This window comes from Pseudomonas sp. Root569 (assembly GCF_001427465.1).
GTDB lineage: Bacteria > Pseudomonadota > Gammaproteobacteria > Pseudomonadales > Pseudomonadaceae > Aquipseudomonas > Aquipseudomonas synxantha.
Genome location: NZ_LMGQ01000017.1, coordinates 29,264 through 49,185 on the forward strand (window position 1 = coordinate 29,264; position 19,922 = coordinate 49,185).

Genomic DNA, 19,922 nt, shown 5'->3' on the forward strand with positions numbered 1-19,922 from the left:
GCCATTTTTTCATCCCCCTTTTCGAGGACCTGAATCATGTTGAAAGGCTACGGGGCCGTTATCCTCGATGGCGCATGGTTGACGCTTCAGCTCGCCTTGTCGTCCATGGCCTTGGCCATTGTTCTGGGTCTGATCGGGGTCGCGTTACGCCTGTCGCCGGTGCGCTGGTTGGCTTGGCTGGGTGACCTGTACTCCACGGTGATCCGCGGGATCCCCGACCTGGTGCTGATCCTGCTGATTTTCTACGGCGGTCAGGACTTGCTTAACCGCGTCGCGCCGTTGCTCGGCTATGACGACTATATCGACTTGAACCCCTTGGCCGCCGGTATCGGCACCCTGGGTTTCATCTTTGGCGCCTACCTCTCGGAAACCTTCCGCGGCGCCTTCATGGCCATTCCCAAGGGCCAGGCCGAGGCAGGCCTTGCGTATGGCATGAGCAGTTTCCAGGTGTTCTTCCGGGTGATGGTGCCGCAGATGATCCGGCTGGCGATCCCCGGTTTCACAACAACTGGCTGGTCCTGACTAAGGCCACCGCGCTGATTTCGGTGGTGGGCCTGCAAGACATGATGTTCAAGGCCAAGCAGGCGGCCGATGCCACCCGCGAGCCTTTTACCTTCTTCCTCGCAGTGGCGGCGATGTACCTGGTGATCACCAGCGTGTCGTTGCTGGCCTTGCGTCATCTTGAGAAGCGCTACTCGGTAGGCGTAAGGGCGGCTGATCTATGATCTTCGACTACAACGTCATCTGGGAGGCCATGCCGCTGTACGTTGGCGGCTTGCTGACCACCCTGAAACTGCTCGCCATCTCGCTGTTCTTCGGTTTGCTTGCGGCCTTGCCCCTGGGCCTGATGCGCGTGTCCAAGCAGCCGATCGTCAACGGCGCGGCCTGGCTCTACACCTACGTGATCCGTGGCACGCCGATGCTGGTGCAGCTGTTTTTGATCTACTACGGCCTGGCGCAGTTCGAAACAGTACGCGAGAGCTTCCTGTGGCCGCTGCTGTCCAGCGCGACCTTCTGCGCGTGTCTGGCCTTTGCGATCAACACCAGCGCCTACACCGCCGAGATCATTGCCGGCAGCCTAAAGGCCACGCCTAACGGTGAGATCGAAGCGGCCAAGGCCATGGGCATGTCGCGCTACAAGCTGTATCGCCGCATCCTGTTGCCGTCGGCCCTGCGTCGCGCCCTGCCGCAATACAGCAACGAAGTGATCATGATGTTGCAGACCACCAGCCTGGCCTCCATCGTGACCTTGATCGACATCACTGGCGCCGCGCGCACGGTGAACGCGCAGTACTATCTGCCGTTCGAAGCCTATATCACCGCTGGTGTGTTCTACCTGTGCCTGACCTTTATTCTGGTGCGCCTGTTCAAGTTGGCCGAGCGCCGCTGGCTGAGCTACCTGGCTCCACGGAAGCACTGATATGGAACGTATCGATCATCTGTTGCCCTGGGGGCATCTGGGCTGCGAGCGCCAGCTGAGCGTGTTCCGCTTCGGCAGCGGCGAGCGCAAGGCCTATATCCAGGCCAGCCTGCACGCCGATGAATTGCCCGGCATGCGCGCCGCCTGGGAGCTGAAAAAACGCCTTGGCGAACTCGAGCGCCAGGGTGCCCTCAATGGCGTGATCGAGCTGGTGCCGGTCGCCAATCCCATGGGCCTGGGCCAGTTGCTGCAAGGCAGTCACCAGGGGCGTTTCGAGGTCGGCAGCGGCAAGAATTTCAACCGTGATTTTGTCGAGTTGAGCGAGCCCGTTGCGGCCTTGCTCGACGGCAAACTGGGGGATGATCCCCACGCCAACGTACGCATGATCCGCCAGGCCATGAGCGATACGCTCAGCGCCTTGCCCGAACCGAGCAGCCAGTTGCAAGGCATGCAGCGCATCCTGCTCAGCCACGCCTGTACCGCCGACATAGTGCTCGACCTGCATTGCGATGCCGAAGCCGCGCTGCACATGTACGCATTGCCCCAGCACTGGCCGCAGTGGCGCTCGTTGTCGGCACATTTGAATGTAAAGGTCGGCCTGTTGGCGGAAGACTCCGGTGGCAGCTCGTTTGATGAGGCGTGCTCGTTGCCTTGGCTGCGTTTGTCCCGGGCGTTCCCCGAAGCGCAGATTCCGTTGGCGTGCCTGGCCACGACCTTGGAACTGGGCGGCCAGGCCGACACCGGCCGCGATGAGGCCATCTTCCACGCCGAAGGCATCCTGGCGTTCCTCGCCGAACAGGGCCTGATCAAGGGTGAGTGGCCTGCGCCGCAACACGAACCCTGTGAGGGCGTGCCCTTCGAAGGCACCGAATTGCTCTTTGCACCCCACGCCGGGGTGATCAGCTACCTGCGTAAGGCCGGTGACTGGGTGGAAAGCGGCGAGCCGATTTTTGAAGTGATTGACCCCCTGGAAGACCGCGTCAGCATCATTTGCGCGGGTACCTCAGGGGTATTGTTTGCCGTTGAACGGCTGCGTTATGCCCAAGCGGGTTTCTGGCTGGCCAAGGTGGCGGGGCGCGAAGCGCTGCGTCACGGGCGCTTGCTCAACGACTGACCACCTGTTTTTGTGAGAACCGACCGCATGTACAAACTTGAAGTCCAAGACCTGCATAAACGCTATGGCAGTCATGAAGTGCTCAAAGGTGTGTCCCTGGCCGCCGCGGCCGGTGATGTGATCAGCATCATCGGCTCCAGTGGCTCGGGCAAAAGTACCTTTTTGCGCTGCATCAACCTGCTGGAGCAGCCCCATGCCGGCAAGATTCTGCTCAATAACGAAGAGCTGAAACTGGTGGCTAATAAGGACGGCGCGATGAAGGCGGCCGACCCCAAGCAACTGCAACGCATGCGTTCGCGCCTGTCCATGGTGTTCCAGCATTTCAACCTGTGGTCGCACATGACCGCGCTTGAAAACGTGATGGAAGCGCCTGTGCATGTGCTTGGCATGTCGAAGAAAGACGCCCGCGAAAAGGCCGAGCACTACTTGGCCAAGGTCGGGGTGGGCCATCGCAAGGATGCGTTCCCTGGGCATATGTCCGGCGGCGAGCAACAGCGCGTGGCGATCGCCCGTGCCCTGGCGATGGAGCCGGAGGTGATGCTGTTCGATGAGCCCACTTCGGCGCTGGACCCTGAGTTGGTGGGCGAAGTGCTCAAGGTCATGCAGGACCTGGCCCAGGAAGGCCGCACCATGGTGGTGGTGACCCATGAGATGGGCTTTGCCCGTGAAGTGTCGAACCAGCTGGTGTTCTTGCATAAAGGCATTGTTGAAGAGCGCGGCAACCCGCGGGAAGTACTGGTGAACCCGCAGTCTGTGCGCCTTCAGCAGTTTCTCTCCGGCAGCTTGAAATAGTCATTCCCTGCTGAAATTGCTGGTGCCTTATGTGGGAGGGGGCTTGCTCCCGATAGCGGTGTATCAGTCAGCAAATGTGTATCTGGTGTACCGCTATCGGGGGCAAGCCCCCTTCCACATTGGATCGTCATTGTTTTTGAGATTTGTGTTGGTTTACGGGCTAGCATTGCCCCACGCTTCTTTCACTGTTTTCGCTTCGGATAGCACTCCATGACCGCCCACAAAATTGGTTTCCTGATTTGGCCCAGCACAAAAGCACTCACGCTTGCGCTGGCTGAGGAGGCCTTGCGCGTCGCCCAGCGGGTGCATCCGGACGTGGTCTACGAGCTGTCTTTTTTGCTCGCCGAGCCGGCTACCCCGGGTGCCTGGCAACTGCCCGGCGAGGCATGGGCCGGTAAGCTCGAAGGTTTCCAGAAGCTGTTCCTGCTGGCGGACGAACCCCCCACCGTCATTGCGTCCCAGCTCAGCACTGCACTCAAGCAGCTGGTCCGGGCCGGGTGTGTGATCGGTGGTTTGTCGGCCGGTGTCTACCCGCTGGCCCAACTGGGGTTGCTCGACGGCTACCGCGCCGCCGTGCACTGGCGCTGGCAGGACGATTTTGCCGAGCGCTTCCCCAAGGTCATCGCTACCAGCCATCTGTTCGACTGGGACCGTGATCGCCTGACCGCCTGCGGTGGCATGTCGGTACTCGACCTGCTGCTTGCGGTGCTGGCCCGTGACCACGGCGCCGAGCTGGCCGGTGCGGTGTCGGAAGAACTGGTGGTGGAGCGTATCCGCGAGGGCGGTGAGCGCCAGCGCATCCCGCTGCAAAACCGCCTGGGCTCCAGCCACCCGAAGCTGACCCAGGCGGTGCTGCTGATGGAGGCGAATATCGAAGAACCGTTGACCACCGACGAAATCGCCCAGCACGTATGCGTGTCACGACGACAACTTGAGCGAATCTTCAAGCAATACCTCAATCGCGTCCCCAGCCAGTACTACCTGGAACTGCGCCTGAACAAGGCCCGCCAGATGCTCATGCAAACCAGCAAGTCGATCATCCAGATCGGCCTATCCTGCGGCTTCTCCTCCGGCCCGCACTTCTCCAGCGCCTATCGCAACTTCTTCGGCGCCACCCCGCGTGAAGATCGTAACCAGCGGCGCAGCAGCAGCCCCTTCGAGTTGTCCTCGGTGCCTTCCGAACGCGGTTGATCACTCCTCCATTGGCGGCGGCGGTTCTACCACCAGGGGGACGCCTTGCTCATCCACTGTCGCCTCAGCTACGTGAAAATCATTGTCGGCGCGTACGTAGTACTGGCGCAAATGGTCCAGGCTCTGGGGTGACAAGGGGTTGCCGCTGAAATCACATTCGTCGCTATAGGGCGTTGTGGACTCCAGCAGTGCCGCCGGAATGTCGCTGATCAGGTTATTGCTCAGGTCTATCGTATACAGCTCGGGGAGTTGGAACAGCCCTCGGGGAACTTCGTTGATCTGGGTGTTACCCAGGTAAAGTGCGCCCAAATGGTTCAGGGCACTGACATCCGGCGTGACTACCAACCGGTTGTTTCTCAGGCTCAGGAACTCAAGATTGGGCGCGTTGCCCAGTACATCCGTGTCCGCCGGCGTCAGGGTGATCTCGCAGTTCTCCAGGCTCAGGGTCGTGAGGTTGGGCATTTGGGCGATGGCGTCGGGGATCTTGCCCAGGGTGCACCGGCTGAGTATCAGGGTCTGCAGTTTGGGGAAGCAGCGCAGGGTCCCCTCGACACCATTGGTGAGGCCGTTGCCGATGAGTTCCAGGGAGGTCACATGATCAAACCTGGCGTGCAGTTGCGGCAACGGGCCCATGGTGGTGGTCTCGATCACCACTGAATGGGTGAATTGATCATCCAGGTTTTCCTCGTCCTGCTCGCTTTCGCGGCGCCAGGCATCTTCCAGCAAGCTTTTGAAGCGCTGGCGTGCCAGTTGCTCTTCGGCGGCGGTTTGTTCATCGAGGTTAATGTCGAGGACCGGGTGGCGAGCCGGTATGTCCAGGGCCCACTGCTGCAGGTCGGTGCCCAGTTGCGCATACTCAGCCTCCAGGCGAGTCAGGGTCGGGGCAATGTCGGCCATGGTGCCGGGCAGGCGAAAGAGAAAATGATCGGCTTCGGCATCCAGAAAGGTCGGGTAAAGCTGTATGGCCCTGGTGCGTTCTGCGCTGGGCGCCTGGGCTGTGAATGACTCATTGTAGTTCTGGGCATAGCGCTTGATCTGTTCCAGGGCTGCAGGTTCCAGCGGGTTGCCGGACAGGTCAAAACCATGTGCGATATCGGGCGTCAGGCTGAACAGCTCTTGGGGTAACTCGGTGATACGGTTGTCGTTCAGCCATACGGCTTTTAGAAGGGGGCGGCTCAGCAGGCCATTGGGCAGACGCTCGATCTGTGTGTCCGACAGGTCGAGCAGCGTCAGGTCGGGCATGCCCTCGACATCCGGTATCAACCCCAGGGGGTTGCGGTGCAGGTCCAGGGAGTTCAAGCCATTTATCGCGTTCAAATGCGCCAGGCTTTGCTCGTTCAGGGTAATGTTGCAGTCGCTCAGGGTCAGGCTGTTGAGCCTGTGCATCGCGCGGATCGGGGAGGGCAGATCGCCCAGCGGGATATTGCGCAGCTCCAGGCGGCGCAGCCAGGGAAAACCGCGCAAGAAGCCTTCGACACCTTCTAGGCTGCTGCCTCCCGCCAGCGACAGCAGTGACACATGACGAAGGGCTGTGCTCAGCTCGGGCAGGTTGGTCAACTCCGGGGCGTGAAGCCTTAGGGTAAAACCGTCCAGTTCGCTGTCCATGAAGTATTCATCCCGCTCGGTTTCCCGGCGCCAGCACTGTTCGATCTGGTCGGTAATCAGCCGGCGCGTTTGCGTTTCATAAAAGCGTTGCTCGGCAGGCATTTGCGCTGGGATGGCTGCCTGCCAGGCCTGCAGGGTGTCACGCAGTACCTGGCGCTCTGCGCGCAGCAGGGCGAGCTGGTTGGGCGCGCCGCCTGGCAGTGTTTGCATATGTTCAAGCACAGCCTGCATCTGCCCCTCATCGAGCCCGGGAAACAGTTCACCCAATTGCTCGCTGGCTGTGGGCAACCTGCCGCCCAGCTCGGGTTGGGCGCGATAGCCGTCCATACCGCCCAGCAACTTCATGGTCTGCGGATCATAGAAGGGTTTGCGCACGGGATCGGCGGTAAGCAGATCGCGTAGCGTGTCACGCATGATGGGATGGCGTAGCAGATGCTGGCGCAGTTGCGCGCTTGAATCCACTTGGATGGCGTTGCGTTGTGCCTCCGGCAGGGCGCTCAGGATCGCGGAGTACAGGTCGGACGCGGGGGCCAGCGCGTCGCCGTCGACGTAGGGCGTGTATTGGCCATTCTCGTTGCGTACCAGGGTGCCCACCTGCGAGGCCTCCGGGGGGCCGATCCGGTCACGCACCGCGCCATCGACGCTGTAGTCGCGCACCTCCAGGCGCAGTGACTGCAACCAGCCTGGCAGCTTGGTTAACGAATGCAAGGCCAGGCGCTCGCTGTCCCAGGTTGGTGTGCCGAAGTGCATGGCTTCAAAGGCACGGCACACGCGCACTTCGGCCTGAGCGCTGCGGGCCAGCAGCCGCAGGCGCAATGGCGTGTGCTGGCTGCCCAGCGCTTGCAGTTCCTCGACCGTGGCGCGGTCCAGCAGGGCTTGCGCAACCTTGGCGGGCAGCCCAGGCGCGGCATCGATCAGGCGTTGGGCGCGTGGATTATGGGCGGCTTGCAGGGTGCCATAGTGGGACTCGAATAACCCCGCGCGTTTTTCCTCGGCAGTGGCCGCGAGTTTCCTGCGCAGATGGCTGGCGCGGGCCTCCAGACTCAGGCGCGTATCGCCAACACTGGCACCATAGGCCTCGGCGGCTTCCTCGGCGGGCAACAGGTTGAGGATGGCCTTGAGCAGGTCACCGTTGTTCAGCTGGCTTTCGGGGATCTGGATGACGGGCAGTTGCTCGTCGCCAAAAGCCCAGGCGGTGTTGCCTTGGCCATCGATAAATTGCAGGCAGCGGGTCTGCGGCCAATCGCCGTAGCTGGTGAGCAATTGCAGGATCGCTTGCGGGTCGACACGGCTGTACTGCGCGGGGTCATCGCTGGCAAGCCTTGCGATCAGGCTTTGAATCTCTCGGTCGACCCGCAGCCGGTCAAGGGTATCGATCAGCAGTGCCGGGGGCGCCTCGCCGTTGACATGCATTTTGCGCAGCACGTCCGGGTCCACGCCACTGATGTTCAGCGCCAGCGCCTGGTCGGCTTCGCTGAGCCCCTCCACAGGGTGCCCCAGGCGTTGCAACAGTGTTTTTCGGTCCCACTGCAAGGGGTTTTCCAGCTCTGTGTGCCAGGCGCCGTGGCCGTTGTGGCGTACCCGTGGGCGATAGGCATCGGGGCGGGACGGGTGTTGCAGGTACAGCGTGGAAGACACCGGGTCTTCTTCCACTGCGTAGGTTTTGCCATCCAGCGTCAGCAGGTTCTTGCGCTGGTAGGGGTACAGGCCGGTCGGCTCGCGATAAGTGCCAGGCGGCACGCTGGTGGCGTGCTCGTAGGCGCCGAGGTCGGGTTTCCAGTAGCGGGCCTGGCCCTTGGGCAGTTTTACCGGCTTGAAGCGGTCAATGAAGTCGATAACGTTCTGTGGCAGCGCCTTGCGAAACTGGGCGATGGCGATCTCACCGCCCACGGCAAAGGCGCCCAATTGCACCAGTGCCTCGACCACTCCCAACAGGTGCCCCGCAGCCTCGGTGCCCAAGCCTTCGGCCCAGTCGATGACGCCTTCGAATACCTCATCCAGCAGTTGATAAACCATGTAGCCCATCATCAACTCACCGGCGAAGGGTACGAAAGGGGCGATGATCAACGCGGCCGCGTTCAGGATCGACGACGCGATATTCACGAATGAATCCCACAGCGCCCAGCGTGCCTTGCGATCGGCACTTGCCGTGGCGACGGCGGTGCTGCGTGCGTCGTTGAGTATTTGGTTGAGCTTGCGTTGGTACTGGTGCTGCCATAGGTCATGGCCGCCGGGGGTGGCGACAAAACGCACGCGAGGGTTGTCGGTCGGGGTCTGGCGCCAGCTTGGCTGGTTGCTGCCGGCCTCATGCGGGTGCCAGGTGACCTGGCCGAGCAACTGGCTGAGGTTGGCGAAGAAATACCCGCGTTGCTCATGAGGCACAAACCGGCTGAAAAAGCGTTGGTACTGTTCATCGCGCAGTTGGCGCACCAGTTCTTTTTGCATTGCCTGGGACGAGGGGTATTGCTTGATCGGGTGCTCGGGGTCACCCGGCACATAGGCCACCAGTGGCGTCGCGGTGCGGGCATGCTCCAGGTCGGGGGCGAAGACGATGATGCCGGGCAGGTCGGCATCCATCAGTTTCAAATCGTGATAGCGCACGAGTTGCCCGTGCAAGCGCAGCCCGGTGACGCCGTCGAGCAGGCCTTGGATCAAGCGCTGGTAGCCGGGCTGGATGTCACCTGAGATCAGCGCCCAATGCAGGGCGGCTTGCAGTTCGGCTTTCTGGCTGCGTTCAACTTTCAAGCGCAAGACGGCCTCAGCCACCGGTTCGTTCAGGCCCAGTTGCTCTTGCAGGTACATCTCGTACAGGGCGCCGATGTCGAGATCGCGGCACAGCTGGATAAAGGCACTGATAGGGAGCACGCGCTTGACCGCCGGTAAGGTGTTGAATTGGCCTCTGGCGTCGGGGCGGGTGATGAAGGTCGACTCGGCTTCGTGGGCATCGGCCTGGGTTTCCTTGTGTTCGAAGTTGTGCAGCGCGGCTTCCAGCAGGGACACGGTCCAGGTGCGGGCGGCCCCTGAACGGATTGGAAAGCCGGGAATGGTTTGTGGGATATACAGGCGCAGAAACGTTTGCCGCACATCCAGTTCCAGGCCGAATTGGGTCTTGAGGGCCAGGGTGAGGATCGGGTCGGCAAAGTCCTCGGCGCTCAACAGGCCGGCCAAGGCTTTTTCGACGGTGTTTTGCGCCTCCCAGTGGGCGATGGCCAGCCGCTTGAATTCGCCCTTGCTGGCCGGGGAGGCATCGCGCAAGGCTGGCGGCACGCTGGGCGGCAACTGGCCCAGCGCCTCGCGACGACGCAGAGAGGTTTCGCCCAGCCAGCGAGGAATCGCGTTTTTCAGCGGCTCATAGTGACTGTCGGGTTGGAACGAGGGACTGGTGTGCGATGTGTGTTCTGCAGAGTCAGGCATGGTGCCAATCCTTGAGCGTGGTAAAGCTCCAGTAAATCGATGCACGAGGCGGCGCAGGGACTACTGGGTTATTGCAAGGAGCGCGGCGTGATCCGTTTCGGGGCGTCCTGCCGAAACAGGCTGTGCTGGTTTACACTGCGCCATTGCGACGCAATATGTCGCATTGCCGTAAACCCGCGTAAAACCGGGGTTGGCGCTATAAGAAGTTGTCGCTTGGCGGCAAGGTGGCGCTGAAAACTGTCCTTACAATCCCTGCATCGCCCGCCAGTTCCAGGCAGGCGTTCCTCTTCAGGAGACTCCGATGTCCGTTGAGCAAGCCCCGGTGCAACGTGCCGATTTCGACCAGGTCATGGTGCCCAACTATGCACCTGCCGCCTTCATTCCCGTGCGTGGCGCAGGTTCGCGTGTTTGGGACCAGGCCGGTCGCGAGCTGATCGACTTTGCCGGCGGCATCGCGGTTAACGTATTGGGCCACGCCCACCCGGCGCTGGTCGGTGCACTGACCGAGCAGGCCAACAAGCTGTGGCATGTGTCCAACGTGTTTACCAATGAGCCGGCCCTGCGCCTGGCCCATAAGCTGATCGATGCCACCTTTGCCGAGCGTGTGTTCTTCTGCAACTCCGGCGCCGAGGCCAATGAGGCCGCGTTCAAGCTTGCCCGTCGAGTGGCGTTCGATCGTTTCGGCACTGAAAAGTACGAGATCATCGCCGCGCTGAACAGTTTCCACGGCCGTACCCTGTTCACCGTGAACGTCGGCGGTCAGTCGAAGTACTCTGACGGTTTCGGGCCTAAAATTACCGGGATCACCCACGTTCCTTATAACGACCTGGCCGCATTGAAAGCCGCGGTGTCGGACAAGACCTGCGCCGTGGTGCTGGAGCCGATCCAGGGTGAAGGCGGTGTGCTGCCGGCTGAACTGGCTTACCTGCAAGGTGCCCGTGAGCTGTGCGACGCCAACAACGCGCTGCTGGTATTCGACGAAGTGCAAACCGGCATGGGCCGCAGCGGCCACCTGTTCGCCTATCAGCACTACGGCGTGGTGCCGGATATCCTCACCAGCGCCAAGAGCCTGGGCGGCGGGTTCCCGATTGCAGCCATGCTCACCCGTGAAGACCTGGCCAAGCACCTGGTGGTCGGCACCCACGGCACCACCTACGGCGGCAACCCGCTGGCATGCGCGGTGGCCGAAGCGGTGATCGACGTGATCAACACCCCCGAGGTGCTGGCTGGCGTCAACGCCAAGCACGACCTGTTCAAGGCGCGCCTGGAGCAGATCGGCAAGCAGTACGGCATCTTCACCGAAGTGCGCGGCATGGGCCTGCTGATCGGTTGTGTACTCAGCGATGCGTTCAAGGGCAAGGCCAAGGACGTGTTCAACGCCGCCGAGAAAGAAAACCTGATGATCCTGCAAGCCGGCCCGGACGTGGTGCGTTTTGCGCCGAGCCTGGTGGTCGAAGAGGCGGACATCAACGAAGGTCTGGATCGTTTTGAGCGTGCTGTAAAAACTTTGACGCACGCCTGATTGGCTTGATCGGGTCAAATGTGGGAGGGGGCTTGCTCCCGATAGCGGTGGATCAGTCACTTGATTCATCAACTGACACACTGCTATCGGGAGCAAGCCCCCTCCCACATTGGAATTAGCCCTACATGGGGATAGGTGTTGTTTTCAGGCCTGTCCGGTATTTTTTTTCTATGAGTTTTTCGAGTTAAGGAGTGACACCATGCTGGTGATGCGCCCCGCGCAAATGGCTGACCTGGGCGAGGTACAGCGTCTGGCTGCGGACAGCCCGATTGGTGTCACCTCCTTGCCGGATGATGTGGAACGCTTGAGCGACAAGATCGCCGCCAGCGAAGCCTCCTTCGCGGCCGAGGTAAGCTTCAACGGTGAAGAGAGTTATTTCTTCGTGCTTGAAGATACCGAGACCGGCAAGCTCGCCGGCTGTTCGGCGATCGTCGCCTCGGCCGGTTACTCCGAGCCGTTCTACAGTTTCCGTAACGAAACCTTCGTGCACGCCTCCCGCGAGCTGAAGATCCACAACAAGATCCACGTGCTTTCCCAATGTCACGACCTCACCGGCAACAGCCTGCTCACCAGTTTTTATGTGGTGCCTGAACTGGTCGGTTCGCCGTGGTCGGAACTCAATTCCCGTGGCCGCTTGTTGTTTGTCGCCAGCCATCCCGAGCGCTTTGCTGACTCGGTGGTGACCGAGATTGTCGGCTACAGCGACGAGAACGGTGATTCGCCGTTCTGGGACGCCATCGGCCGCAACTTCTTCGACCTCAACTACGCCGCGGCCGAGCGCCTGTGCGGGCTGAAAAGCCGTACCTTCCTCGCCGAACTGATGCCCCATTACCCGATCTACGTACCGCTGCTGCCGGACGCAGCGCAGGAAGCCATGGGCCAGGTGCACCCGCGTGCACAGATCACCTTCGATATTCTTATGCGTGAAGGCTTCGAGACCGACCACTACATCGACATCTTCGATGGGGGCCCGACCTTGCACGCAAAGGTTTCGGGCATTCGCTCGATTGCCCAGAGCCGCGTGGTGCCGGTGAAAGTCGGCGAGATGACCAAGGGTGTCGGGCGCCAGTACCTGGTGAGCAATGCGCAGTTGCAGGATTACCGTGCGGTGATGCTGGAACTGGACTATGCGCCGGGCAAACCGGTGATCCTGGACCTGGCAGCAGCCGAAGCCCTGGGCGTCGGCGAAGGCGCGAGTGTGCGTCTGGTTGCAGTTTAAGCGCCGGTATAAACAGAGTTTCGCGGGTGGCTGCAAAGCGACCCGTTCGAGGAGATAGCATGATCGTTCGTCCCGTACGCAGCAGCGATTTACCGGCCCTGATTGATCTGGCGCGCAGCACCGGCACCGGCCTCACCACCTTGCCGGCCAATGAAGAGCGCCTGACCCACCGGGTTGGCTGGGCGGAAAAAACCTTTCGCGGCGAAGCCGGGCGCGGCGATGCCGACTACCTGTTCGTGCTGGAAAACGACGAAGGCCGCGTGGTGGGAATTTCCGCCATTGCGGGGGCCGTTGGCCTGCGTGAACCCTGGTACAACTTCCGGGTCGGGTTGACCGTCAGCGCGTCCCAGGAACTGAATATCTACCGTGAGATTCCGACGCTGTTCCTGGCCAACGACCTCACCGGCAATTCCGAATTGTGCTCGTTGTTCCTGCACGCCGATTACCGCAATGGTCTCAACGGTCGCATGCTGGCCAAGGCGCGCATGTTGTTTATCGCTGAGTTCCCGCAGTTGTTCGGCAACAAGATCATTGCCGAGATGCGCGGAGTGTCCAACGATGCCGGGCGTTCGCCGTTCTGGGAAAGCCTGGGCCGGCACTTCTTCAAGATGGAGTTCAGCCAGGCCGACTACCTCACCGGCGTGGGCAACAAAGCGTTTATCGCCGAGCTGATGCCGAAGTTTCCGTTGTACAGCTGCTTTCTTTCCGAGGACGCGCGCAATGTGATCGGTAAGGTGCATCCAGACACCGAGCCGGCGCTGAGCATGCTCAAGAGCGAAGGCTTCAGCTACCAGGGCTATGTCGACATTTTTGACGCCGGCCCGGCGGTGGAGTGTGAAACCAGCAAAATCCGCGCGGTGCGCGACAGCCAGTCACTGGTATTGGCCATCGGCACGCCGGGGGACGATGCCACGCCGTTCCTGATTCATAACCGCAAGCGTGAAGAGTGCCGTATTACCGCCGCTCCAGCTCGCCTGGCCGCAGGCACCCTGGTGGTCGATCCGCAGACCGCCAAGCGCCTGCAGCTGGTGGTGGGGGATCAAGTGCGTGCTGTTCCGTTGTCCGCTGCTCGGGAGTCGAAATAATGAATTCGTTGTATATCGCAGGTAGCTGGCTGGCCGGCCAGGGTGAACTGTTTGAATCGCGCAACCCGGTGACCCAGCAGGTGCTGTGGGCCGGCAATGGCGCCACCGTCGAACAGGTCGAGTCCGCCGTGCAGGCCGCGCGCCAGGCATTCCCGGCCTGGGCCAGGCGCCCGCTGGACGAGCGCATCAGTGTGCTGGAAACGTTCGCCGCTACCCTGAAAAGCCGCGCCGATGAAATCGCCCGTTGTATCGGCGAGGAAACCGGCAAGCCGCTGTGGGAGTCGGCGACTGAAGTCACCAGCATGGCCAACAAGATCGCGATCTCGGTGCAAAGCTACCGCGAGCGTACCGGCGAGAAGAGCGGCCCCCTGGGCGACGCCACCGCCGTGTTGCGCCACAAACCTCACGGTGTGGTGGCAGTGTTTGGCCCTTACAATTTTCCCGGGCACTTGCCCAACGGCCATATTGTCCCGGCGTTGCTGGCGGGCAATACCGTGCTGTTCAAGCCGAGCGAGCTGACCCCGAAAGTCGCCGAGCTGACCGTGCAATGCTGGGTCGAGGCCGGCTTACCGGCGGGCGTGCTGAACTTGCTGCAAGGCGCGCGGGAAACCGGTATCGCCTTGGCGGCCAATCCTGGCATCGACGGCCTGTTCTTCACTGGCTCAAGCCGCACCGGCAATCATCTGCACCAGCAGTTCTCGGGGCGCCCGGACAAGATCCTGGCCCTGGAAATGGGTGGTAACAACCCGCTGGTCGTGGACGAGGTCGCCGATGTGGATGCAGCGGTCTACACCATCATCCAGTCGGCGTTTATCTCGGCAGGCCAACGTTGCACCTGCGCCCGTCGTTTGCTGGTGCCGGAAGGTGCCTGGGGCGATGCATTGCTGGCGCGGCTGGTGGCGGTCAGCACGACCATTGAAGTGGGCGCATTCGACCAGCAACCGGCACCGTTCATAGGCTCGGTGATTTCCCTTGCGGCGGCCAAAGCGCTGATGGAAGCGCAGGAACTGATGCTGGCCAATGGTGCCGTGGCGCTGCTGGAGATGACCCAGCCACAGGATCAAGCGGCTCTGCTCACCCCAGGCATTATCGACGTGACTGGCGTGACCGAGCGCGAAGACGAAGAACTGTTTGGCCCGCTGTTGCAGGTGATCCGCTACGCTGATTTTGCCGCGGCGATCGCCGAGGCCAACAACACTCAATACGGCTTGGCCGCTGGTTTGTTGTCGGATTCCGAAGCGCGTTACCAGCAGTTCTGGCTGGAAAGCCGCGCCGGCATCGTCAACTGGAACAAGCAACTGACCGGCGCCGCCAGTACGGCGCCATTTGGTGGGGTAGGTGCGTCGGGCAACCATCGCGCCAGTGCGTATTACGCGGCGGATTATTGCGCGTACCCGGTGGCGTCGCTTGAAACGCCAAGCTTGGTGGTTCCTGCCACGCTAACCCCCGGCATTACACTGATCTAAATGTGGGAGGGGGCTTGCTCCCGATAGCTATCTATCAGTTGATGAATCAAGTGACTGACCTGCCGCTATCGGGAGCAAGCCCCCTCCCATACCGGTTCAGTGGTGTATTTAAGTAATTTGATGCCTATAAAAACAGATGTTCGTGGAGCCTCGCCGATGAAATCCTATGAAGTCAATTTTGACGGTCTAGTGGGGCCGACCCATAACTACGGCGGGTTGTCCTACGGCAACGTCGCGTCCCAGAGCAACAGCCAGCAATCTTCCAATCCGAAGGAAGCGGCGTTGCAGGGCTTGCAGAAAATGAAAGCCCTGATGGACATGGGCTTTGTGCAAGGTGTGTTGGCGCCTCAGGAACGCCCGGATGTGGCCGCCTTGCGCAACCTCGGTTTCAGCGGCAGCGACGCCCAGGTGATCCAGCAAGCGGCCAAGCACGCGATGCCGTTGCTGGTGGCCAGTTGCTCGGCATCCAGCATGTGGGTCGCCAACGCCGCAACCGTCAGCCCGAGCGCCGACACGGCAGATGGCCGCGTGCATTTCACCGCCGCGAACCTCAACTGCAAGTACCACCGCAGCATCGAACACCCCACCACAAGCCGCGTGCTGGGAGCGATGTTCGCCGAACAGAAACACTTCGCCCACCACGCCGCCTTGCCGGCGGTGGCGCAGTTCGGCGATGAGGGCGCGGCCAACCACACACGTTTCTGCCGTGAATACGGCGAGGCCGGCGTTGAGTTTTTCGTGTTTGGCCGCAGCGCGTTCGATACCCGCTACCCGGCCCCCCAGAAGTACCCGGCGCGCCAGACCCTTGAAGCGTCCCAGGCCGTCGCGCGCCTGCACGGCCTGAAGGATGACGGTGTGGTCTACGCCCAGCAGAACCCGGCGGTGATCGATGCCGGCGTGTTCCACAACGATGTAATCGCGGTGGGCAACGGCGAGGTGCTGTTCTACCACGAGGACGCATTCCTCAACACCGAACAGATGCTCGCCGAGCTGCAAGCCAAGTTGGGCAAGCTGGGCGGCAACTTCCAGTCCGTCTGCGTGCCCCGTGCCCAGGTCAGTGTCGAGGACGCGGTGCGTTCCTACCTGTTCAACAGCCAGTTGCTGACCCGTCCTGACGGTTCGATGCTGTTGATTGTGCCGGAAGAGTGCCGCGCCAACGAGCGCGTGTGGCAATACCTGCAGGGCTTGACCGCCTCCGGTGGGCTGATCCGCGAGGTCAAGGTCTTCGACCTCAAGCAAAGCATGCAGAACGGTGGTGGGCCGGCATGCCTGCGTCTGCGCGTGGCATTGAACGAAACCGAGCTGGCAGCGGTGAATCCAGGCGTTATCATGACCGCACCGTTGTACGACACGCTGACCCAATGGGTCGACAAACACTACCGCGACAGCCTGCGCGAAACCGACCTGGCTGATCCGCAGTTGCTGCTTGAGTGCCGGACGGCACTGGATGAACTGACGCAAATCCTTAAACTGGGCTCGGTTTATCCTTTCCAGATCAATTAACGCCGTACGGCTGAGAACTATTTATGACCACCGACACCCTGAAACTGATCCTTGAAGACACCGACGGCACCCAGCTGGAAACGTCCTGCACTCGCGTTGCCGTGGTGTGGCAGGGCAAGGAGATCTGGATCCAGCACGACGGTCGCGGCCAACTGCTGATCGGTGTGGATGTGGAAGAGGGCGACGCCGAATACGCCAACCTGCTGATGCGCCCATTGGCTACCAACCTGATGAGCCTGCAACTGGAAATGGAACCGGCCGACGTTGAAGGTGATGATGACGATCACGTCCATGGTCCTGGCTGCAACCACTAAGGAAGCTGCTTATGCTCGCCCTCGGCAAACTGCTTGAACTGACCCTCGCCGGTCGTGAACCGGCGCAAAAAATTCAACTGACTGTCGACGGCGTGCAGATGCGCTGGCTCAGCGACGGCGCGCTTGAAGTGCGCCCACCTGAGGCGCGTGACAATGGCAGCGACCTGCTGCTGTCGTCCGGCATCCATGGCAACGAGACCGCGCCGATCGAGTTGCTCGACCGCCTGTTGCATGGCATTGCCCGCGGGGAGATCAAGCCCCGTACCCGTATTCTGTTCCTGTTCGGCAACCCCGAGGCCATGCGTCGCGGTGAGCGTTACCTTGAACTGGACGTCAACCGGCTGTTCAACGGCCGGCATGAAAAAAACATCGGCCCCGAAGCCATGCGTGCCGCCGAGCTTGAGCAGCTGGCCCGCAGCTTTTTCAGCCAGCCCGGCCGTTCACGCCTGCATTACGACCTGCATACCGCGATTCGTGGTTCGAAGATCGAGCAGTTTGCCCTTTACCCGTGGAAGGAGGGGCGCCAGCATTCACGCCGTGAACTGGCGCGCCTGAGCGCAGCCGGCATGCAAGCGGTGTTGCTGCAGAACAAAACCTCGATCACCTTCACCGCGTTTACCTACGAACAGCTGGAGGCCGAAGCCTTCACCCTGGAGCTGGGCAAGGCGCGACCGTTCGGGCAGAACGAGGGCGTGGACGTGTCCCGCCTGGAAACGCGCCTGAAGCAGATGATCGAGGGCAACGAGCCGGAGACTGACAGCCTGGATGGCCTGCAATTGTTTGCCGTGTCCCGTGAAGTCATCAAGCACAGCGATGCGTTCCTGATGCACCTGCCGGCGGACGTGGAAAACTTCTCGCCGTTGGACAAGGGCTACCTGTTGGCCGAAGACGTGGCCAAGACCCGCTGGGTGATCGAGGAGGAGGGCGCCCGCATCATCTTCCCCAACCCCAAGGTGAAGAACGGCTTGCGAGCCGGGATTCTTATCGTGCCTGCCACGGATGCTGGGTTGGCTTAAATCTTAGGCCCAACTGGATCCAAATGTGGGAGGGGGCTTGCTCCCGATGGCGGTGTATCAGTTACAGATGAGCTGACTGACACTCTGCTATCGGGTTCAAGCCCCCTCCCATATTGTTTTCGCGGTGATGCTTAGACCGCTACAGCCCGCGGCTCACTACGACGAATCGCCCGCACCTTGTGCAGGGTATCGGCGCACGTGCGCGCAGCTTCCTGGCCCTTATGCACGAAGTGCTCATAGAAGAACGTGGTGTGCTCGCTGCCGGCGTGGAAGTGATGCGGCGTCAAGGACACCGAGAACACTGGCACTTCGGTTTCCAGCTGAACCTGCATCAGCCCGCTGACCACCGATTGGGCGACGAATTCGTGACGATAAATGCCACCATCCACCACCAGGGCGGCGGCAACGATGCCGGCGTAACGGCCGGTCTTGGCCAGCAGCTTGGCGTGCAGGGGCAGTTCAAAGGCGCCGCCGACTTCGAAGAAATCGATGTCCGATTCCTGGTAGCCCTGGGCGATCATTTCAGCGAGGAAGCCTTTGCGCGATTGGTCAACAATATCCTTGTGCCAGCAGGCCTGGATAAACGCGACGCGCTCGCCGTGATGGTTTTTGCTTTTGCTGTCGATAGCGGTGGGTTGCATGTTCTGACTCCTGTTTAAGAAAAAAACAGGGCGTTATGAATCGAATGGGATTTTTAAGGGTACGAACAACGGCGTCATGCAGGCATGAGGTCAGTGCGCGGCCCTTAGGTGCCAATCCCGTTCTCTCTTCATCCGGACTATGACCGTCGGCCCCGGGATCACACCGGGTCTGCTGACCTTGTCGCCGTCCCGCGTGAGCAGTTCGAGGCGCCAAGCGCTCGCGGGCTATACACATTGCGTGCAATTACCGCCGGTGGGGAATTGCACCCCGCCCTGAGAACGTTGCCGCCAGAACGCTGGCGGCGGAGAGTTTTTAACATGGTTTTTCAAAAACCGCACGAGTGCCGTATCGATAACCTATATCGGTTTGTTTGGTTGGTATTCGATTGAATGCAGGTGGGGCTTGATATTCTGCGGCGTTGCCCGCAGTAATCACTCACAAAAGGATTTATCCATTCCGTTAGAGGCCCTCTTCATGACCGTGATCGACCTGCGCAGCGACACCGTGACCCAACCCACCCCCGGCATGCTCGACGCGATGGCCAGCGCCGTAAGTGGTGATGACGTCTATGGTGAGGACCCCAGCGTCAACCGTCTGGAAGCCGAGTTGGCCAAGCGTCTGGGGTTTTCCGCTGCGCTGTTCGTGCCCACCGGCACCATGAGCAACCTGCTGGCGTTGATGGCTCACTGTGAGCGTGGCGAGGAATACATCGTCGGCCAGCAGGCCCACACCTACAAATACGAAGGCGGCGGTGCAGCGGTGCTTGGCTCGATCCAGCCACAGCCCCTGGAAGTGCAGGCGGACGGCTCGCTCGATCTGGACCATGTGTTCGCAGCCATCAAGCCCGACGACTTCCACTTTGCCCGCACGCGCCTGCTGGCGCTGGAAAACACTATGCAGGGCAAGGTGCTGCCGCTGGAGTACCTGGCCAAAGCTCGCGCCTTCACCCGTGAACATGGCCTGGGCCTGCATCTGGACGGTGCACGTATCTACAATGCCGCGGTCAAGCTGGGTGTAGATGTGCGGGAGATTGCCCAGCATTTCGATTCGGTGTCGGTGTGCCTGTCCAAGGGGCTCGGTGCTCCCGTCGGCTCTGTGTTGTGCGGCTCGACCGCGCTAATCGCCAAGGCGCGGCGCCTGCGCAAGATGGTCGGCGGTGGCATGCGTCAGGCCGGCTCCCTGGCGGCGGCGGGGCTGTATGCCCTGGATCATCAGGTGCAGCGCCTGGCTGACGACCATGCCAACGCGCAATGGCTGGGTGATGAGCTGCGCAAGGCCGGTTACACCGTGGAGCCGGTGCAGACCAATATGGTCTACGTGCAAATCGGTGACCGGGCCCAGGCCCTGAAGGCCTTTGCCGCCGAGCGCGGAGTCAAGTTGAGCGCCGCACCGCGTCTGCGCATGGTCACTCACCTGGACGTCAGTCGGGCGCAGATCGAGCAAGTCGTGCAAACATTCGTCGAGTTTTCGCGAAAATGACAGTGCACGCCGTCTAATTGAGTGTTTCTATCACATAAACACGCTGTACCACCGGCAAAGGGCCGATATAATGCGGCCCTTTGCCGTCGCTCCGTCTGATGATGTTGCGCACTGGCCTTTGGCCGCAGCCTCCGTGGAAG

At 61.2% G+C, this 19,922-nt stretch carries 14 protein-coding genes, 1 pseudogene and 1 riboswitch; of the genes and pseudogenes, 13 read left to right on the forward strand and 2 right to left on the reverse strand.

The window, feature by feature from the left end:
* The first annotated feature begins 36 nt into the window (after positions 1-36).
* The 5 genes and pseudogenes from ASD70_RS15280 (at position 37) to argR (ending at position 4,517) form a co-directional block, all read left to right on the forward strand.
* Positions 37-725, forward strand: a pseudogene (locus ASD70_RS15280) (ABC transporter permease).
* Positions 722-1,420, forward strand: a complete 699-nt coding sequence (locus tag ASD70_RS15285) for an ABC transporter permease (RefSeq protein WP_046069192.1) — start codon at positions 722-724, stop codon at positions 1,418-1,420. The pseudogene ASD70_RS15280 and the gene ASD70_RS15285 overlap by 4 nt, the downstream one beginning before the upstream one ends.
* Before the next feature lies 1 nt (position 1,421).
* Positions 1,422-2,534 (forward strand): succinylglutamate desuccinylase/aspartoacylase family protein, encoded by a 1,113-nt coding sequence (locus ASD70_RS15290; RefSeq protein WP_046069191.1) that lies wholly within the window; start codon positions 1,422-1,424, stop codon positions 2,532-2,534.
* Between the two features lie 27 nt (positions 2,535-2,561).
* Positions 2,562-3,326 (forward strand): ABC transporter ATP-binding protein, encoded by a 765-nt coding sequence (locus ASD70_RS15295; protein WP_046069190.1) that lies wholly within the window; start codon positions 2,562-2,564, stop codon positions 3,324-3,326.
* A 210-nt stretch (positions 3,327-3,536) separates the two neighbouring features.
* On the forward strand, positions 3,537-4,517 hold the full coding sequence (gene argR, locus ASD70_RS15300) for a transcriptional regulator ArgR (RefSeq protein WP_046069189.1): 981 nt from the start codon (positions 3,537-3,539) through the stop codon (positions 4,515-4,517).
* Here the strand turns inward: argR and ASD70_RS15305 are convergent, their stop codons facing one another.
* Positions 4,518-9,536, reverse strand: coding sequence for a leucine-rich repeat domain-containing protein (locus tag ASD70_RS15305; RefSeq protein WP_056846855.1), 5,019 nt, complete (start codon positions 9,534-9,536; stop codon positions 4,518-4,520). It lies immediately after the preceding gene.
* 301 nt (positions 9,537-9,837) lie between these two features.
* On the opposite strand from ASD70_RS15305, the gene ASD70_RS15310 reads away from it, so the two are divergent.
* From ASD70_RS15310 to astE, 7 genes are all read left to right on the forward strand, one after another.
* Complete coding sequence (locus tag ASD70_RS15310) at positions 9,838-11,058, forward strand: aspartate aminotransferase family protein (RefSeq protein WP_056846856.1); 1,221 nt, start codon at positions 9,838-9,840, stop codon at positions 11,056-11,058.
* A 199-nt stretch (positions 11,059-11,257) separates the two neighbouring features.
* Complete coding sequence (gene aruF / locus ASD70_RS15315; RefSeq protein ID WP_046069186.1) at positions 11,258-12,277, forward strand: arginine/ornithine succinyltransferase subunit alpha; 1,020 nt, start codon at positions 11,258-11,260, stop codon at positions 12,275-12,277.
* Between the two features lie 59 nt (positions 12,278-12,336).
* A complete protein-coding gene (gene astA, locus ASD70_RS15320) occupies positions 12,337-13,362 on the forward strand; it encodes an arginine N-succinyltransferase (RefSeq protein WP_005790626.1) in 1,026 nt (341 codons plus the stop codon).
* Positions 13,359-14,828 carry a succinylglutamate-semialdehyde dehydrogenase gene (astD, locus tag ASD70_RS15325; protein ID WP_162252753.1) on the forward strand — a complete coding sequence of 490 codons (1,470 nt, stop codon included), beginning with the start codon at positions 13,359-13,361 and terminating at the stop codon, positions 14,826-14,828. Before astA ends, astD begins: the two co-directional genes overlap by 4 nt.
* A 156-nt stretch (positions 14,829-14,984) precedes the next feature.
* Positions 14,985-16,331 carry an N-succinylarginine dihydrolase gene (astB, locus tag ASD70_RS15330; RefSeq protein WP_056846858.1) on the forward strand — a complete coding sequence of 449 codons (1,347 nt, stop codon included), beginning with the start codon at positions 14,985-14,987 and terminating at the stop codon, positions 16,329-16,331.
* A gap of 23 nt (positions 16,332-16,354) precedes the next feature.
* Positions 16,355-16,645 carry a hypothetical protein gene (locus ASD70_RS15335; RefSeq protein ID WP_003214319.1) on the forward strand — a complete coding sequence of 97 codons (291 nt, stop codon included), beginning with the start codon at positions 16,355-16,357 and terminating at the stop codon, positions 16,643-16,645.
* A gap of 11 nt (positions 16,646-16,656) precedes the next feature.
* A complete protein-coding gene (gene astE, locus ASD70_RS15340) occupies positions 16,657-17,661 on the forward strand; it encodes a succinylglutamate desuccinylase (protein WP_056846859.1) in 1,005 nt (334 codons plus the stop codon).
* Between the two features lie 131 nt (positions 17,662-17,792).
* On the opposite strand, the gene ASD70_RS15345 is transcribed toward astE, so the two are convergent.
* The gene (locus ASD70_RS15345) at positions 17,793-18,302 is read right to left on the reverse strand and encodes a 6,7-dimethyl-8-ribityllumazine synthase (protein ID WP_032879834.1); all 510 of its coding nucleotides are present in this window, start codon (positions 18,300-18,302) and stop codon (positions 17,793-17,795) included.
* Between the two features lie 115 nt (positions 18,303-18,417).
* A riboswitch (FMN riboswitch) is annotated at positions 18,418-18,587 on the reverse strand.
* A 190-nt stretch (positions 18,588-18,777) separates the two neighbouring features.
* Between ASD70_RS15345 and ltaE the strand changes: the two genes are divergently transcribed.
* The gene (gene ltaE, locus ASD70_RS15350; protein ID WP_046069182.1) at positions 18,778-19,782 is read left to right on the forward strand and encodes a low-specificity L-threonine aldolase; all 1,005 of its coding nucleotides are present in this window, start codon (positions 18,778-18,780) and stop codon (positions 19,780-19,782) included.
* Positions 19,783-19,922 lie beyond the last annotated feature (140 nt).

Excerpts from the sequence above, each read along its gene's own strand:
- ASD70_RS15285 (WP_046069192.1), top strand. The coding sequence starts at position 722 with ATGATCTTCGACTACAACGTCATCTGGGAGGCCATGCCGCTGTACGTT.
- ASD70_RS15290 (WP_046069191.1), top strand. The coding sequence starts at position 1,422 with ATGGAACGTATCGATCATCTGTTGCCCTGGGGGCATCTGGGCTGCGAG.
- ASD70_RS15295 (WP_046069190.1), top strand. The coding sequence starts at position 2,562 with ATGTACAAACTTGAAGTCCAAGACCTGCATAAACGCTATGGCAGTCAT.
- argR (WP_046069189.1), top strand. The coding sequence starts at position 3,537 with ATGACCGCCCACAAAATTGGTTTCCTGATTTGGCCCAGCACAAAAGCA.
- ASD70_RS15305 (WP_056846855.1), bottom strand. The coding sequence starts at position 9,536 with ATGCCTGACTCTGCAGAACACACATCGCACACCAGTCCCTCGTTCCAA.
- ASD70_RS15310 (WP_056846856.1), top strand. The coding sequence starts at position 9,838 with ATGTCCGTTGAGCAAGCCCCGGTGCAACGTGCCGATTTCGACCAGGTC.
- aruF (WP_046069186.1), top strand. The coding sequence starts at position 11,258 with ATGCTGGTGATGCGCCCCGCGCAAATGGCTGACCTGGGCGAGGTACAG.
- astA (WP_005790626.1), top strand. The coding sequence starts at position 12,337 with ATGATCGTTCGTCCCGTACGCAGCAGCGATTTACCGGCCCTGATTGAT.
- astB (WP_056846858.1), top strand. The coding sequence starts at position 14,985 with ATGAAATCCTATGAAGTCAATTTTGACGGTCTAGTGGGGCCGACCCAT.
- ASD70_RS15335 (WP_003214319.1), top strand. The coding sequence starts at position 16,355 with ATGACCACCGACACCCTGAAACTGATCCTTGAAGACACCGACGGCACC.
- astE (WP_056846859.1), top strand. The coding sequence starts at position 16,657 with ATGCTCGCCCTCGGCAAACTGCTTGAACTGACCCTCGCCGGTCGTGAA.
- ASD70_RS15345 (WP_032879834.1), bottom strand. The coding sequence starts at position 18,302 with ATGCAACCCACCGCTATCGACAGCAAAAGCAAAAACCATCACGGCGAG.
- ltaE (WP_046069182.1), top strand. The coding sequence starts at position 18,778 with ATGACCGTGATCGACCTGCGCAGCGACACCGTGACCCAACCCACCCCC.